This window comes from Mitsuaria sp. CC2 (genome assembly GCF_048957715.1).
Classification (GTDB): domain Bacteria; phylum Pseudomonadota; class Gammaproteobacteria; order Burkholderiales; family Burkholderiaceae_C; genus Roseateles.
The window spans coordinates 60,970-75,409 of the sequence record NZ_JARVXN010000027.1; the positions used below are offsets into that span (position 1 = coordinate 60,970).

Below are 14,440 nucleotides of genomic sequence, written 5' to 3' on the forward strand. Positions count from 1 at the left end.
TACCAGAATTAACCCGCCGGATGCGCCCTTCCCGTGCCGCCCGGCCAACGGCCTGCCCGGCGGTCCTCTCGACGGTCCAATCGACGGTCCACTCCTCGGCTCACTGCATGTTCCACCCGTGGCTGACCACCAGCGACTGCCCGGTCAAGGCATTGCTCGGGAAGGCCGCGAACAGCAGCGCGACCTGCGCCACGTCCTCGAGCGTGGTGAACTCCCCGTCGACGGTCTCCTTGAGCATCACCTTTCGGATCACGTCCTCCTCGCTGATCCCCAGCGTCGCCGCCTGCTCCGGGATCTGCTTGTCCACCAGCGGCGTGCGGACGAAGCCGGGGCAGATGACGTTGGCGCGCACGCCGTGGCTGGCGCCTTCCTTCGCCACGACCTTCGCCAGGCCGATCAGCCCGTGCTTGGCGGTCACATACGGCGCCTTGAGCAGCGACGCCTCCTTCGAGTGGACCGAGCCCATGTAGAGGATGCTGCCGCCCCTCCCCGCCGCGTACATGTGCCGCAGCGCCGCGCGCGTGGTGAGGAAGGCGCCGTCGAGGTGGATCGCCAGCATGCGTTTCCATTCCTCGAAGCTCAGGGCGTCGACCGGCTTGACGATCTGCACGCCGGCATTGCTCACCAGGATGTCGATGGCGCCGAAGTGCTCCACGGCCCGGTCCATGGCCGCGTCCACCTGGGCCTCGTCGCCCACGTCCACCGCGACGGCGATGGCCTGCGCGCCGGTCGCGACCAGCGCTGCGGCGGCCTCGTCTGCGGCCTTCCCGTTCAGATCCGCGATCACGATCCTGGCGCCTTCCCGCGCGTAGCAGTGGGCGATCTCGCGGCCGATGCCGCTGGCGGCGCCGGTGATGAAGGCGACCTTGTCCTTGAGTTTCATGTTGCTCATGCCTTGGAGGTGGAGGTGGAGGAGGAGGAAGCAGTTGTGGAGCTGCCGGGCAGGTAGTCGTGGACCACCGTGCCCAGCGCGAGCGTCAGGTCGGCGACGAAGTGCAGGGCCGACACGACGCGCCGGACCGGCAGGTCGGTCAGCGGCGCCAGCGCATGGGGATGAAGTTCCAGCGCCGCCGGTCCCGACCACGCGCCCTTGAGCACGACCTCGGTGGTGTGATAGCGGACCAGCTCGCAGATGCGCGGCGTGCCGTCGACGTGCGGAATCACCTTGAGCAGGAAGTTCGGCGCCGCCAGAGACGCGCGCACCGCGTCGAGGTCCGCGGGCCGGTGCTTGAAGCCCATCGTCGCCGTGGCCACCCGCACCGGACCGTAGTCGAGCGTGCCCAGCAGGGTGTCGCCGGCGACCGAGAGCTTGGGCGCGCCCAGCTTCTTCGGGAAGCCCCACAGCTCGCGGCCGCCGGCGATCGGCGATTCGTTGTCCAGGAACATGGCGTGCACGTAGCTGCCGGCCTCGCCATTGAAGCTCACCGGAATCACCTGTCCCGACTCGGTGTAATCGCCGAACCCGGTCGAGTCCGGCATCCGCATGAATTCGAACTTCACGACCGGCTCGCGCACCAGCAGCGGCTCGGGCACCACGGCGCGCAGCGCCTCCGGGTCGGTCTCGTAGGTGACGATGAGGTACTCGCGGTGGATGAAGCGGTAGGGCCCGCACGGAAAGGCCGGACTGGTCAGCGGCATCGCGAAGGCACGCTCGCGCACTTCCTGCTCACGCATGGCAAGACTCCTGGTTGAGGATGGACAGAGGATCGGGCCCTCGAGGGGCGACGGCTCAATAGAGCCCGAAGAGCAGGTAGACCGCGATCACCACGAAGACGGCGATCGTCTTCAGGCAGGTGATCGCGAAGATGTCGGCGTAGGCCTGGCGGTGCGTGAGGCCGGAGACGGCCAGCAGCGTGATGACGGCGCCGTTGTGCGGCAGCGTGTCCATGCCGCCGCTGGCCATCGCGGCCACGCGGTGCAGCACCTCCATCGGGATGCCCGCGGCCTGCGCGGACTGGATGAACTGCTCCGCCATCGCGGCCAGCGCGATGCTCATGCCACCGGACGCCGAGCCTGTGATGCCGGCCAGCACGGTGACCGTCACGGCCTCGTTGAGCAACGGGTTGGGAATGCCCTTGAGCGCGTGCGCCACCACCGCGAAGCCCGGCAGGGCCGCGATGACGGCGCCGAAGCCGTACTCCGAGGCCGTGTTCATGGCCGCCAGCAGCGCCCCGGCGATCGCGGACTTGCTGCCGTCGACGAAGGAACGCATCACCCGCCGCCAGGCGAAGGCGAGCACGGTCGCGATGCCGATCAGCAGCGCCGCCTCGACGGCCCAGATCGCCACCACCGGCCCGACGTCCGCCGTGACGGGGTGCGCCAGACCGGGCAGCGCGACGGTGTAGGTCTTGCCGTAGAGCTGCGGGATCCAGCCGGTCAGCAGCTTGTTGCTCACCGCCACGATGACCAGCGGCAGGACGGCCACCCAGGCGTTGGGCATCGCTCCGCCGTTGGCCGTCTCGTTCTCGGGCTCGTTCAACGTATGCTGGCCGTAGCCCTCGCCCGCGGCGGCGGCGCGCCGGCGTCGCCATTCGAGGTAGCTCAGTCCCGCGATCAGGATGAACACGGCGCCTATCGTGCCCATCCACGGCGCGGCCCAGGTGGTGGTCCGGAAGAAGGTGGTGGGGATGATGTTCTGGATCTGCGGCGTGCCCGGCAGCGAATCCATCGTGAAGCTGAAGGCGCCCAGCGCGATGGTGCCGGGGATCAGGCGCTTGGGGATGTCGAGCTGGCGGAACAGTTCGGCCGCGAAGGGGTACACGGCGAAGACCGCCACGAACAGCGAGACCCCGCCGTAGGTGAGCGCGGCGCACACGACGACGATGGACAGCATCGCGCGCTCCTTGCCCATCAGCCGGATCGTGGCGGCCACGATGGCGCGCGCGAAGCCGGAGATCTCGATGAGCTTGCCGAACAGCGCGCCCAGCATGAACACGGGGAAGTACAGCTTGATGAACTGCACCATCTTGTCCATGAAGACACCCACGTAGACGGGCGCGACCAGACCGGGGTCGGTCAGCAGCACGGCCAGCAGCGCGGCCACCGGCGCGAACAGGATGACGCTGTGCCCCCGGTAGGCGACGACGATGAGCAGCCCCAGGGCGAGGAGCACGATCAGGAGGGACATCGGAAGAATCCTGGACGGTGGGAAGTGGGTCCACTGTCGTCGGATCCCGCGCCGCCCTCGTCCCCCGGGCGGGAGTCGCCGCCTCCTCCATTGGTGGCACGAGAACGCGACGACCACCCCATCCGCGCCAGGCACGGTGCCCCGGGAATAGGGTCACCCGTTGCCTTGCCCTCAGGTCGCCTGAAGGACGCTCCGAGCCTTGCGCAGGTCCTTGGTGTCGAAGCCTTCGCTGAATCGTCCGTAGATGAGCGCCAGCTGCGCGAGGGCCTGATCGCGCAGGGCGACGTCGGCATCGGCATCGGCGCGGGCGTCGGCCTCCGACCACAACGCGGCCAGGTTGGTCGCCGACCGCAACTCCCACGCCAGCGCCGCCTGCTGATGCGCCATCGTGATCGACTGGCGGTAGCACTCGGCCGCCGCGGCCGCCCAGCCCGGCGACTGGCCCGGCGACTGGCCCATCGATCGGCCCGCCTCGATGTAGCTGCCTTTCAGGCGGAGCATCTCGGGGATGCCCCAGACCTGGCCGCTGCGCGCGGACAGGGCGATGGCCTCGTCGATGCTCGCCAGCGCGCCTTCGGTGTCGCCGCGCAGCGATTGCACGTGTCCGAGATTGGCCAGGAACGGCGCATAACGGATGCCGAGGCTGCCGTCGCGGATCATCGCGAGCGTCTCCTCGTACCGCGCCTGGTCGACCGCCCTGCCGGCGTCGAGCAGCCATTTCACGCGCACGCATTCGGTCATGGCGCCCCACATCGGCAGGCCGTGTTCGGCCGCGTACCGGGCGACGAAGTTCAGGGACTGGTCCGCATCCTCGAAGTCGCCCGTGTAGATGGCCAGCGGCGCCGAGGTCAGGACCATGGACGAGCAGACGGGCGCCGCATAGTGGCTCGCCTGTGCCTCCGCACGCTGGCGCCGCGCGGTCTCGATGGCCTGGTCGGAATACCCCAGCAGCCAGAGCACGAACGCGAGCGACCCGCGGGCCTCCAGGCGTTGATCGAACTGGAAGCGGGCCGTCTCCCAGCCGGTGCGCGCCTGGACCGGCGACGCCAGGAAGTCCTCCAGGTGACGGCGCGACTGGTGCAGGTCGCCGAGGTAATGCAGCGCGGATCCCGCGTGGGCATCGGCATTGGCGATCGCGGCCAGGTCCCCCTGCGCGCTCGCGAGCACGCGGATCTCCGCGGAGACTTCCAGGGAGGCCCGCGAGTCGCCTTCCCACAGGTGGTACTCCGACAGCCGTTTGAGGCACTCCAGCCGCAGGTCGCCGCGGCCCAGGCCGTCGGCGATCGCCAGGGCCTGCAGGAACAACGCCTTGACCTCCGGCATCGGTCCGCGCGTGAAGAGCTGCGCGCCGCCGGACGCCAGGGACAAGGTCAGTTCGTCCCGCGGGGTCCGGTCCGTGGCGAGGCTGTTCTCCAGCGCGCGCTTCACGAAGAGCCGGCATTCCTCCAGCAGCGACAGCCGTTCCCACAAGGGGATGGCGGCGACGGTGAGCCGCACGCCGAGCGCGGCCTGCGCGGGACGCGAGAAGCTCCAGTCCAGCGCCGTGCGCATGTCGGCGATCGTCTCGCCGTAACGGGCGAGCCAGTCCGCCTGCGTCAGCGCCTCGCCGTCCGTGCGGGCGTGCCCGGCCAGCTCCAGCACATGCCGGGCGTGACGCAGGCGCACGCCGTCCGGATCGTCGTGCGCGGCGAGCTTCTCCGACGCGTAGCCGCGCGTGGTGTCGAGCAGCCGGTATTCGAGATCGACCTCGCCCGGCTCCGCCGCGAGCAGCGATTTCGCCACCAGCGTGGCCACGCCCTCCACCACGTCGGCGGGACCGATGCCGCCGTCGGCGGCCACCGCCACCGCGGACGAGAGCGTGAAGGCGCCGGCGAAGACGGAAAGCCGGCACAGGATGGTCTGATCGCAGGGCGACAGGAGATCGAAGCTCCAGTCGATGGTCGCCATCAGCGTCTGGTGCCGGTCCGGACCGGACCGACGCCCCTTGAGCAGCCGGAAGCGGTCATTGAGCAGCGCGAGGATCTCGCCGATGCCGAAGGCGTCGACGCGCGTGGCGGCCAGCTCGATCGCGAGCGCGAGGCCGTCCAGACGCCGGCAGATCTCGGCGGCGGCTGGCGCGTCCGCGTCGCTCAGGTGGAACGATTCGAGCCGGTCGGACGCGCGTTCGACGAAGAGCTCCACGGCCGGGAAACTCAGGGCTCGCGCGCGGTCCATCACCGGCGCGACCGACGACGATGCGGACACCACCGATGCCGATGACACCGATGCCGATGACGCGGGCGGCGCCGGCGGGGTCTCCAGTCCGGGCAGCCGCCGCACCCGCTCGCTCTGCAGGCAGAGCGGCTCCCGGCTGGTGACCAGGATCCGGACCCGCGGCGCCTCCGCGAGCAGGCGGTTCACGCAGACGGCGGCCGCGTCGACGAGGTGCTCGCAACTGTCGAGCACCAGCAGGAGTTCGCGCTCGTGCAGGAAGCCGCACAGCGCGGCCAGCATGTTGGCCGAATGCGCGGCCATGCCCAGGGCGGTCGCGACCGCGTTGGGGACCAGCGACGGATCCTTCAACGGCGCCAGGTCCACCAGCCACGCGCCGTCCTTGAGCGACGGCAGCGCGCCCTGCGCGACGGCCAGCGCCACGGTGGTCTTGCCGATGCCGCCCGGCCCGACCAGCGACACCAGTCGCGCACCGTCCAGGTCCTGCGCGAGCGTGGCGATCGCCTCCGCCCGGCCGACGATGCGCGTGGTGCCGGTGGGCAGGTTGTGGCGGCGCAGCGGCCGCTCATCGGCCATCGCGGACGCCGTCGGGTCGGCCGGGTCTGACGGGTCTGACGCGCCGGCCGGCCCCGGCGACAGCACATCGGCGACGAACCGGTACCCCCGTCCCACGACGGTCGCGATGAACTGCGGGTCGCCCACGCCTTCGCCGAGCACGCGTCGCAGGCCGGCCATGTTGACCTTGAGATTGCTCTCGTCAACGACCGTGGTCGGCCAGGCGCGGGCCATCAGTTCCCGCTTGGTCACCAGTTCGCCGGGACGCTCGACCAGCGCCGTCAGGATGTCGAGCGCGCGTCCGCCGATGCGCAGCGGCACGTCGCCGTTCAACAGCAGCTGACGATCGGGCAGCAGGGTGAAGGGCCCGAAGGCGAATTTCCTGCGAGGCCATTCGGCGACATTCATGATCCATTCCCCCGGGCTTGGCCCGAACGTCCGGACCCGCAGGCACTCTAGGATGGGGGTCCCCGCCCCGCCAGCCGCGACGCAGGGATCGCCGTCTCACTCGATCGAGTGAGTCCGCCGCCGTTTTCCTTGACCCCGCCGCGAACGCGGCGTTAAGGTCGTCCGCAGTTTCCGAACCGCGTCCCGTGCGCGCCTTCCATGTCCGTGTCCGAGTCCTCCGATCGCCCGATCCGCCTCCTGGTCGTCGACGACCATCCGATGGTCCGTACCGGCATCGGCGCGGTCATCTCGGGGCAGCCCGACATGACGCTGGTCGCGGAGGCCGAGGACGGCCTCGAGGCCGTCGCGATGTACGAACGCCATCGGCCGGACGTCACGCTGATGGACCTGCAGATGCCGCGCATGAACGGGATGGTCGCGATGGGCGAGATCCTCAAGCGCTGGCCCTGGGCGCGCATCGTCGTGCTGACCACCTACCGCGGCGACGTGCAGGCGCTGCGCGCGCTCAAGATCGGGGCCTGGGGCTACCTGCTGAAGAACACCCTGCGCAAGGAGCTGGTCTGCGCCGTGCGCGACGTGGCCGCGGGCAAGCGCTATGTCGCGGCGGAGGTGGCGCTGGAGCTGTCCCGCCGGGTGACCGACGAGGCCCTGTCCGCGCGCGAGGTCGAGGTGCTGGGCGAAGTGGCTGCGGGCGGCGCCAACAAGCAGGTCGCGGACCGGCTGGGCGTGTCCGAGGAGACCGTCAAGTCCCACATGAAGAACATCCTGGTCAAGCTGGGCGCCAGCGACCGTCTGCAGGCCGTCGTCATCGCGATGCGGCGCGGCATCCTCAACGAGGAGCTCTGACGCCACGAGGCGCTCAAGGTGGCGCTCAACGTGGAGTTCAGCGAGGCGCTCTGACGGGCCGGCCGTCGGATCGCGACCGCGATCCGGCGCCGGCGAGCCGCTGCCACCAGTTGCCGCGCGTGCGGCGGTAGGCGACGCGCGCCGGCACCCGCAGGCGCACGGTGGTGCCGCCCGCGTTCGAGCGGACCTCCAGCATCGCCCGCAGACGTGCGGCGCGTTCGCGCATGCCGACCAGTCCCCAGCGGCCGTTGGGCTTGAGCGCGGTGTCGAAGCCGCGACCGTCGTCCGACACCTGCAGCGTAAACGCCCGCGCCGTGTAGACGATGTCCAGCCGCACCGTCGCGGCCTCGGCGTGGCGGAACGCGTTGCTCAAGGCCTCGGTGGCCAGGCGCTGGCATTCCTGCAGCGCGATGGGGTCGAGCGCCCTCGCCTCGCCCTGGACCTCGGCCTCGAAGGCGACGCCGGTGTCCAGCGACCAGCGTTCGCCGATCAGGTGCAAGTCGGCGGCGAGATCGATGGACTCGTCCGCCGGCTCGCGCAGGTTCAGCACGGCGTCGCGGCCGAGCGCGGTCACCTCGTCGGCGCTGTCCAGCGCGTGCTCCATCAGCTTGCGCGCCGGCTCATGCGCGGGGATGACTTCCATCGCCGAATGGAAGCGCAGCATCAGGCCCTGCACGGCCTGCAGGAAGGTGTCGTGGAGCTCGCGCGCGATGCGCTCGCGTTCCACCATGCGTTCCTCCAGCCGCAGCCGCAGCCGGTCGTTGACCGAGCGCAGACGCATCACCGACAGCCACCACAGCAGCGCGAGCACCGCGATCACGCACAGCGCGATGAACCACGGCGTCTGCACGAAGGCGGGAGGGATCTCAATCTCGACGCCGGCGCCGGCCTCGCGCGACAGGCCATCGTTGTTGGAGGCGCTCACCTCGAACCGGTACCGGCCCGGCGCCAGATCGCGGAAGTAGACCTCGCGGTGATGGCCGATGTCCTGCCAGTCGGCGGCCTTGTCGGCGCGCTCACCACTCGCACCTCGCTGACCCCACCCGCCTCTCGGGCCCGTCTCCGCGTCCGCCTCCACCAGGCGGTACCGGAAACGCACCCGCTCCGGCATCGTGAGGCTCGAGGCGGTGAAGGTGATCTTCAGATCGTGGGTCCGCATCGGCAGGCGCGCCGGTTCCAGCGCGGAGAAGGGATAGACCTTGCCGTCGGCGAGGATCGATTTCAGCACCACCGTCGGCGCCACCGAGTTGCGCAGCCGGCGGGACGGGTCGATCCACACCACGCCGTCGACGGTGGCGAACCAGATCCGTCCGTTGTTGCCCACGGCCCCGTCCAGCACGCCGGGCAGGCCGTCGAGGTGGTCGAGCGCCTCATGGCGGACGCGATGTCCGGGATGCAGACGGGCCTGTTCCAGCTCATCGGCGCCCACGCGGACCGCGGCCTCCACGGAGGTCAGCCAGAGGTCGCCGTCGGCGGTCGGCACGATGCCGGCGACGCCGGCGAAGGCGCCCTGCACCCCTTCGACAGCCTGAAGGTGCAACTTGCCGTCCAGGCGCCACAAGCCCTTCTGCGTGCCGATCCAGAGCGTCTCGCCCTGCTGCACGAAGACGGACACCTCCCCCAGCACCGGGCGAGGCGGCGCCTCCGCGGCAGGCACCACGGTCGTGAGCCGGTCTCCGTCCAGGACGATGACCAGGCCGTCGTCATACCCGAACCAGACGCGGCCCGCGGTATCGGTGAACAGGGCGGTGACGTTGTGGCCGGGCATGTCGGTGCGCCCGCCCCACAGCGTCCACTGATCGCCGACGACGCGGTACACGCCGACCCGCAGCACGGACACCCACATCGCGCCCTGTGCGTCCTGCGTCATCGCCTCGATGCTGGAATAGTTGTAGCCGCCCTCCGCCGCCGCCGCGGCCGCCACGCGCGCCGATCGATGCCAGCGCTGGTCGGTCCGCCGCTGCCAGATCGAATCCCCCGCGGCGACCCACAGGGTGCCGGCGGGGTCGGTGTAGAGCACGTCGATGCCGATGCTGAAGCGCGGGTCGGTGGCGATGCGTTCCTGGATGCCGGGGTGCGCGCGGGCGATGCGGCCGGTCGAGGTGCCGATCCAGACGCCGCGATCCCCCGCCGGCGCGAGCCCGAACTCCATCGCCTCGGGGTCGAACGGCACCTTGCGGAGCGCCGGCGCGCGGATCCGCTCCAGGCCGCTGCGGGTGGCGATCCACATGTTGCCCTCGCGGTCTTCGAGGACCCGGGTGGCGGGTCCGGCAGGCAGGGACACGGGTTCCGGGGCCTCCAGGCGCGCCGCCGGCGCCGCCGCGACGGTCTGTCGTGGCGCGGGCGGGAAGCGTCCGCCGCCCTTGGGGTTGCCGAACCACAGTTGACCCTGGCTGTCGAAGCCGCAGCGGTTTTCGCCGAGATCCACCGGACGGTCGACCCAGGGCGGCACGTCGCGCGTCGATGTCGATGTCGATGTCGATGTCGTGAGCGAAGTCGCCGGTGGCGTGAGGGTCAGCACCCGGGTCGCTTCGCAGACCATCGCGGAGCCGTCGGGATGCAGCAGCAGCGTGGAGAAGTTGCTCCCCCGGATCTTCACCGCCGTCGGCTCGAAACGGGCCGCGCCGCGCGGGAGCCGGTAGACGTGGTCGTTGGCCATCACCCACAGCGTGCGATCGCGGTCCAGCACGATCTCATCCACGGGGTCCGGGGGCACGTTCCAGGTGGCGTTCACCGCCGTCCAGCGATCGCGGTCGAGCCGGTACAGACCGCGGGTGGTGCCGACCCACGGGATCCCGTCACCGTCCTGGGCGGATGCGGTCAGCGACGCCCGGGGCAGCCCCTGCTCCGGGCCGTAATTGACGAGCCGCCCCTGATGCAGCCGACTGACACCGCCGAGGTGATGACCGATCCACAAGGCGCCGTCGGCGGCGACATTCAGGGAATAGATATCCTGCGACAGGAGAGGCACGCCGCCGGCGCCGGTGAAGCGCTCGAACTCCACGCCGTCGAAGCGGAACAGGCCACCCGGCGAGCCCATCCAGAGGAAGCCGTCGGGCGTCTGGACCATGGCGGCGATGCCGGTCGGCACGCCCTCACGGACGGTCCACCGCGTCTGGTAGAGCTCGGCGACGCTGTAATCCGCCGGCAAGGCCCAGGCGCCGGTGCGCGGCAGCAGCGCGGCCATGACGAGGCCGACCGCCTGCAGCAGCCGGGTCCAGGCCTGGCTCAGACGCCAGTCGAGTCGTGCGTGGTCTCTGGTCACTCGCTGGCCTGTCGAGGGCTGGCCGGTGGATGGGAAGGTCGCTCAAGGCGCGGGCGGATTATGGACGCGCAAGACCTGACCCCGCGGCGGGTCTTTTCGTCCTCGTCGGCTTCGTGCCCGCCGGCTGGGTGGCCGGCTTCGGACTCGTTGGCTTCGGAGTTGCCGGCTTGGTGCTCGCCAACTTGGGCGCCATCGCGCCCACGGTCTTGCGCAGGTGCTCGACCACGTGCTGCGCGCGCGCCGAGAGCGGCCATTCGGCGCGATGGATCATCCACAGCGTGTCCACCACCGGCGAGCCGCAATCGAGCACCCGGATCTCGTCTTGACGGGGGAAGGCGCGACGCGCGTGCTGCGTCAGGACGGTGAACCCCAGGCCGCGCGCCACCGGTTCGAGCAGCAGGCCGATCTGGTTGCTGAAGCCGCGCACCGGCAGGTCGCGCACCCCTGGCGAGCCGGGGAAATGCCGGCTCAGCAGCCGGTTGGCCATCGCCTGCCCGTCGGGGTGATCGATGAAGCCGATGCGCCGCAGGTCATCCCATTGCGCGCACTTCTCCGAGGCGGGCAGCACCAGCTCCAGCGGCTCCTCCAGGAACGCGCAGCTCGCGAGCCGGGCGTCGTCGGGGCGCAGCGTGACCAGTCCCAGTTCATAGCGGTTGTCGAGCACCGCCTGCAACACGTCGGGATCGGGCGCGAACCGGTGTCGCACCACCAGCCCCGGGCGCTGCGCCTGCAGGTCCAGCAGATGCGGGTAGACGAAGAGGCCGATCCCGCCCGGCGTGATCATGCCGACCTCGCCCTGGCAGGCGTCCTCGTCGGCGAGCCGGCCGCGCAGGCGCTGGTCGGCCTCGTCCAGCTCGCGCCAGTAGTCCAGCGTCGCGAGCCCGGCCGGGGTCAGTTCGATGGCCCTCGGACGGCGGATCAGCAATGGCCCGAGCGACGCCTCCAGATGCCGCACGTGCTGGCTGACCGCCGCCTGCGTCAGGTCCAGCGCCTCCGCGGCGCGCGTGAAGCTGCCCAGGCGTGCCAGGGTGGCGAAGCTCCGCAGCCATTGAGGATTGAGCATAAGCAAGTCTTATCGCGGCAATAAGGCCGCATCGCTTTTCATTATGGATCGCGGTTCCTAGACTGCGCCTGCGCAGGTCTTTCCTGCCCGCTCCGCCCCGTTTCCCTTTCCCTTCCTGCCCAAGGTCTCCATGTCCAGCTTGTTCTCTCCGTTCACCCTCAAGGATGTCGTGCTGCGCAACCGCATCGCCGTGCCGCCGATGTGCCAGTACAGCGCGACCGACGGCCTGGTCAACGACTGGCACCTGACGCACTACGCCGGCCTGGCGCGCGGCGGCGCGGGGCTGGTGATCGTCGAGGCGACCGGCGTCGCGCCCGAGGGCCGCATCACGCCGGCCTGCCTGGGCCTGTGGAACGACGAACAGGCCGCGGGCCTGGCGCGCGTGGCCGCGGCCATCGGCGCCGGCGGCGCCGTCCCCGGCATCCAGATCGGCCACGCCGGCCGCAAGGCCAGCGCCCACAAGCCCTGGGAAGGCGACGACCACATCGCCGCCGGCGATCCGCGCGGCTGGGCCACGCTGTCGCCGTCCGCCGTGCCCTTCGGCAAAGGCCTGCCGCAGGTGCCCAAGGCCATGGACAAGGACGACATCGCCCGCGTGCAGGCCGACTTCGTCGCCGCCGCGCAGCGCGCCCGCGACGCCGGCTTCCGCTGGCTGGAGCTGCACTTCGCGCACGGCTATCTGGCGCAGAGCTTCTTCTCCGTGCACGCCAACCAGCGCGACGACGAGTTCGGCGGCAGCGCCGAGAACCGCGGTCGTTTCCTGCTGGAAACGCTGCGCGCCGTGCGCCGGGTCTGGCCCGAGCATCTGCCGTTGACGGCCCGCTTCGGCGTCATCGAATACGACGGCCGCGACGAACAGACGCTGGCCGAAGCCATCGGCCTGACGCGCGCGATGAAGGAAGAAGGTCTGGATCTGCTGAGCGTCAGCGTCGGCTTTTCGACGCCCGAGGCGCAGGTGCCGTGGGGCCCGGCCTTCCTCGGTCCGATCGCGCAGCGGGTGCGCCGCGAGACCGGCCTGCCGGTCGCGTCGGCGTGGGGCTTCCACACGCCGCAGCTGGCCGAACGCGCCGTGGCCGACGGACAGCTGGACCTGGTCATGATCGGCCGCGCGCTGCTCGCCAACCCGCACTGGCCTTACCAGGCCGCGCAGGAACTGAAGCAGGAGAAGCCGACCTGGGTGCTGCCCGCGCCGTACGCGCACTGGCTGGAGCGGTATCAGCCCCAGCAGGGCTGAGCGAAGCGGTTCGCGGCGCACGGTCGCGCCGCGCGGCGTCGGATTGAACCTCGTCGCGCGGCTCAGTGCCGCGCCGCGTCCAGCGGCACCGCCGCCGTCTCCACGAAGATCGACGGCCGGAAGCCCTCGGCATGCCCGCTGGTGGCCCTGCCCGCGTCCGACGCCAGCACCTCGATCGCGAAGGCGGACATCGGCTTCGCGAACAGGTAGCCCTGCAGCTCGTCGCAACCCATCGCGACCAGCTGGTCGCGTTGCGCGGGCGTCTCCACGCCCTCGGCGACGACCTTCAGCTGCAGCACCCGCGCCATCTCGATGACGGCGCGCACGATGGCCTGCGCTTCGACGCTGGTCGCCACATCGGCGACGAAGCTGCTGTCGATCTTGAGTTCCTGCGCCGGCAGCAGGCGCAGCGAACCCAGGCTCGAATACCCGGTGCCGAAATCGTCGATCGACACGTGCACGCCCAGCGCGCCCAGCCGCTTGAACGCGCGACCGGTGACGGTGGCGTGTTCCATCGCGACGGATTCTGTGATCTCGACCGTGAAGCGCTCGGGCCGCAGGCGATGCTTCTTGAGGCCCTTCTCCAGCCGGACGATGAACTCGTCCGATCGCATCTGGTAGCCCGACACGTTGATCGCGACGCGCATCCGCAGGCCCATCTCGCGCCAGCGCGCGGCCTGGGCGAGCGCGGTGTCGGCGACCCAGTCGCCGATCGTGTCGATCACGCCGTAGCGCTCCGCGATCGGGATGAAGCGCGACGGGCTCACCATGCCCAGCGTCGGATGCCGCCAGCGCAGCAGCGCCTCGACCGCGGTGACCTGCATGGTGCCCGCGTTCATCTTGGGCTGATAGACCAGCTCCAGTTCCTTGTTCTTGATCGACTCGCGCAGCTCGCGCGCCAGCGTCAGTTCCTCGCGCAGCTCTTCCTCCTGCACCGCATCGAAGAACGCGTGGCCGTTGCCACCCAGGCGCTTGACCGAGCGCATCGCCGTCTGCGCGCGCCGGATCAGCCGGATCGAACTGCCGTGCTCGGGCGCCATCGCCACGCCCACCGACAGCCCCACGCGCAGCGGCGTCGTGCCGATCACCACCGGTTGGCTCAGGCTGTCCAGCACCTGCCGCACCAGCGCATCGGTCTGCGACGGCGGCAGCTCGCTCCAGAGGGCGAATTCATCCCCCGCGAGCCGGCCCACCAGCGCCTTCTTGCCGCCGATCTGGCGCAGCCGCTCGGCGGTGCGGACCAGCAGGTAATCGCCGAATTCCTTGCCGTGTTCGTCGTTGACCAGACGGAAGCCGTCCAGGCCGATGTACATCAGACTGCCCTGACCGTTGCGGCGCTGGAGCGCCTCCAGCGTGACGGCGAACTCGTCCTCGAAGCGGCGCGACAGCAGCAGGCTGGTGAGGCGGTCACGCTGGCGCCGACGGCCGAAGCGACCGAGCACGCTGAAGCGTCCCTGCGCCGCCATGAGCAGGGCCAGAGTCAGCGCGACGCCCAGCAGGACGCCCAGGAGAACCCACATCAGCGTCAACAACGGCTCCGGAAGCAGGGCAGGAAGTTCGCATGCTAGGCGCTGAATGCGATTCCGTGCGCCCGCAGCACCGGAATGCGGGGGCAGGTCTCACCTGCTGTGACCGGAGGCTGTGAAGAACTCGGCGCCGCCGGGGCGCACAGCGTCGAATCGGTCCGGGGATCGAGGCCTGCGCGCGACACCCACCCATTGGGGCGATAGG

General features: G+C 70.5%; 9 protein-coding genes. 2 read left to right on the forward strand and 7 right to left on the reverse strand.

Annotated features, from left to right (window positions below; all coding sequences use genetic code 11):
• Window positions 1-100: 100 nt before the first annotated feature.
• The 4 genes from PV762_RS18035 to PV762_RS18050 form a co-directional block, all read right to left on the reverse strand.
• Window positions 101-883: a 3-hydroxybutyrate dehydrogenase gene (locus PV762_RS18035; protein WP_421036643.1), complete on the reverse strand. Its 783-nt coding sequence runs from the start codon at window positions 881-883 to the stop codon at window positions 101-103.
• 5 nt (window positions 884-888) lie between these two features.
• Window positions 889-1,674 (reverse strand): acetoacetate decarboxylase, encoded by a 786-nt coding sequence (locus tag PV762_RS18040; RefSeq protein ID WP_421036385.1) that lies wholly within the window; start codon window positions 1,672-1,674, stop codon window positions 889-891.
• A 55-nt stretch (window positions 1,675-1,729) separates the two neighbouring features.
• Window positions 1,730-3,127 carry a GntP family permease gene (locus tag PV762_RS18045; protein ID WP_421036386.1) on the reverse strand — a complete coding sequence of 466 codons (1,398 nt, stop codon included), beginning with the start codon at window positions 3,125-3,127 and terminating at the stop codon, window positions 1,730-1,732.
• Window positions 3,128-3,298: 171 nt separating this feature from the next.
• Window positions 3,299-6,301 carry an ATP-binding protein gene (locus PV762_RS18050; RefSeq protein ID WP_421036387.1) on the reverse strand — a complete coding sequence of 1,001 codons (3,003 nt, stop codon included), beginning with the start codon at window positions 6,299-6,301 and terminating at the stop codon, window positions 3,299-3,301.
• 198 nt (window positions 6,302-6,499) lie between these two features.
• Here PV762_RS18050 and PV762_RS18055 point away from each other — a divergent pair, with 198 nt between their 5' ends.
• Entirely contained in the window at window positions 6,500-7,147 is a 648-nt protein-coding gene (locus PV762_RS18055) for a response regulator (protein ID WP_421036388.1), read from the forward strand.
• 37 nt (window positions 7,148-7,184) lie between these two features.
• Here PV762_RS18055 and PV762_RS18060 read toward each other — a convergent pair whose 3' ends face one another.
• Both PV762_RS18060 and PV762_RS18065 read right to left on the reverse strand, forming a co-directional pair.
• Window positions 7,185-10,412 carry a sensor histidine kinase gene (locus PV762_RS18060; protein ID WP_421036389.1) on the reverse strand — a complete coding sequence of 1,076 codons (3,228 nt, stop codon included), beginning with the start codon at window positions 10,410-10,412 and terminating at the stop codon, window positions 7,185-7,187.
• Window positions 10,413-10,470: 58 nt separating this feature from the next.
• On the reverse strand, window positions 10,471-11,475 hold the full coding sequence (locus tag PV762_RS18065; RefSeq protein ID WP_421036390.1) for a LysR family transcriptional regulator: 1,005 nt from the start codon (window positions 11,473-11,475) through the stop codon (window positions 10,471-10,473).
• A 130-nt stretch (window positions 11,476-11,605) separates the two neighbouring features.
• Between PV762_RS18065 and PV762_RS18070 the strand changes: the two genes are divergently transcribed.
• Window positions 11,606-12,709: an NADH:flavin oxidoreductase/NADH oxidase gene (locus PV762_RS18070; RefSeq protein WP_421036391.1), complete on the forward strand. Its 1,104-nt coding sequence runs from the start codon at window positions 11,606-11,608 to the stop codon at window positions 12,707-12,709.
• Between the two features lie 62 nt (window positions 12,710-12,771).
• Here the strand turns inward: PV762_RS18070 and PV762_RS18075 are convergent, their stop codons facing one another.
• Entirely contained in the window at window positions 12,772-14,229 is a 1,458-nt protein-coding gene (locus tag PV762_RS18075) for a putative bifunctional diguanylate cyclase/phosphodiesterase (RefSeq protein WP_421036392.1), read from the reverse strand.
• Between the last annotated feature and the right edge of the window lie 211 nt (window positions 14,230-14,440).

What these genes read in the sequence shown, in the direction of transcription:
- PV762_RS18035 (WP_421036643.1), bottom strand. Translation starts at nt 883, where the DNA reads ATGAAACTCAAGGACAAGGTCGCCTTCATCACCGGCGCCGCCAGCGGC.
- PV762_RS18040 (WP_421036385.1), bottom strand. Translation starts at nt 1,674, where the DNA reads ATGCGTGAGCAGGAAGTGCGCGAGCGTGCCTTCGCGATGCCGCTGACC.
- PV762_RS18045 (WP_421036386.1), bottom strand. Translation starts at nt 3,127, where the DNA reads ATGTCCCTCCTGATCGTGCTCCTCGCCCTGGGGCTGCTCATCGTCGTC.
- PV762_RS18050 (WP_421036387.1), bottom strand. Translation starts at nt 6,301, where the DNA reads ATGAATGTCGCCGAATGGCCTCGCAGGAAATTCGCCTTCGGGCCCTTC.
- PV762_RS18055 (WP_421036388.1), top strand. Translation starts at nt 6,500, where the DNA reads ATGTCCGTGTCCGAGTCCTCCGATCGCCCGATCCGCCTCCTGGTCGTC.
- PV762_RS18065 (WP_421036390.1), bottom strand. Translation starts at nt 11,475, where the DNA reads ATGCTCAATCCTCAATGGCTGCGGAGCTTCGCCACCCTGGCACGCCTG.
- PV762_RS18070 (WP_421036391.1), top strand. Translation starts at nt 11,606, where the DNA reads ATGTCCAGCTTGTTCTCTCCGTTCACCCTCAAGGATGTCGTGCTGCGC.
- PV762_RS18075 (WP_421036392.1), bottom strand. Translation starts at nt 14,229, where the DNA reads ATGTGGGTTCTCCTGGGCGTCCTGCTGGGCGTCGCGCTGACTCTGGCC.